The following is a 1,632-nucleotide window of genomic DNA, read 5'->3' as shown; positions in this document are numbered from 1 at the left end:
TTTACTTTATACTTAACTTATATTCTGTTCAATTTTCAAAGACCATTTTCTTCGTCGCCCTCAAGCGACTTCCTTATATTATCATCTGTCTTACTGTTTGTCAACAACTTTTTTATATTTTTTTGTTGACACAAGATTCATTTACTAAGGACGATTTACATAATATCATATTAAAATATTTTTGTTTTATTATATTTTTTTATTTATGATATTATTTCCCCATTTCTTATGATTATATACATTATTCTCGTTTTTATACATATTGATACATCTGGTATAGTTGTTGACTATTTTATCTAAATTAATCATATTTTCTAGAAATAATTGTTATTTTTATATTCATTGATTGTAAATAAAATTACGCTTTATACTACTATTCTTCCTAATTTTAAAAATAATTATTACATTTATAGTCTCATATAAATATGATAGAAAAATTTTCTATTATTTATCTTTTAGGCTAGTTGTGAAACGAAATTGAACTAAATAAAAAAATTCATAGGATTACTTTCTGTATTGAGATAAATTTACCACAAAATACCTATGAAAATGATAATCACTATGGACTATAAAAACAATAATAAAATATAAAGAAAAATAAACATCTACCTTTACAATACAGGTGTTTTATCGAAATAAGATTAAAAGATAACTTGTCCCTTTATGCATGTTTTGGTGAAGCTCTTAATACAGATTGCTTTCATCGTAGCGAAATGGTATTTACTAAAACTCTATACTCTTACGTTGATTTAGGATTTTGAAATGTGAAAAATTCAGACTTACTAATTAAGTTAAGAATAAATAAGAAACAGAAAGTTGTTAGAAAAAATAGAAGAAATCTAGGACGTAGTATAGAAGAAAGAGATAAGACTATTGATACTAAAGAATAATTTGGACATTGGGAAATTGATACTGTAATAGGATCAAAATCTAAGAGGGATAATGTTCTCTTAACTATAGTTGAACGAAATACACTAAATTCGATACATAGAAAAATTAAATTGAAAACAGATGAAGCCGTGCACCAGAGATCTCTAGACTTAAGTCTGAGTTTGGAAATGAGTTTAGCCAAGTGTTTAAAACTATAACCTCTGATAATGGATCAGAATTTGCTACTCTTAGTTATATAAAAAAAGATATTAACACTAAGGTCTATTTTACGCATCCTTATTAATCCTTTGAAAAAGGATGTAATGATTGCCTTAATAGCATGATAAGAAAATTTATTCCCGAGGGTAAATCTATATAATTATAGTTCTGACGAAATTGGCTACATTGAAGATTAGTGCAATACTTTACCCAGAAAAAAACTTGGTTATAAGACCCCTCAAAAGCTATTCGATCTACAACTTGACTATATTTATTCAACTTAAACAGAAAGTAGTTCAATTTCAGATTGCAATTAATATTTATATTTTATATACAATTTATACTATAATCTACCATTTGCTTATACTTCTCCATGAGATTCATAAAAAATTTTAATAGCATATTTTAATCTATAGCATTTAAAGGTAAATAAAAAAGACTTAAGATAAATCTTAAGTCTTTTACCAACCTGGCAACGTCCTACTCTCCCACACAGTCTCCCATGCAGTACCATCGGCGCTGTAGAGCTTAACTTTCCTGTTC

1 protein-coding gene and 1 rRNA gene are annotated in these 1,632 nt (G+C 26.6%); one reads left to right on the top strand and one right to left on the bottom strand.

Annotated elements, in window-relative coordinates:
* The first annotated feature begins 764 nt into the window (after nt 1-764).
* Complete coding sequence (locus QK892_RS18340; RefSeq protein WP_317274988.1) at nt 765-890, top strand: hypothetical protein; 126 nt, start codon at nt 765-767, stop codon at nt 888-890.
* Between the two features lie 666 nt (nt 891-1,556).
* On the opposite strand, the gene rrf is transcribed toward QK892_RS18340, so the two are convergent.
* A 5S ribosomal RNA gene (gene rrf / locus QK892_RS18500) occupies nt 1,557-1,632 on the bottom strand; the annotation flags it as partial.

Origin of the sequence: Clostridium lamae, from assembly GCF_033043255.1 — a bacterium.
Classification (GTDB): Bacteria; Bacillota; Clostridia; order Clostridiales; family Clostridiaceae; genus Clostridium; species Clostridium lamae.
This window is presented reverse-complemented; position numbering and strand designations above follow the sequence as displayed.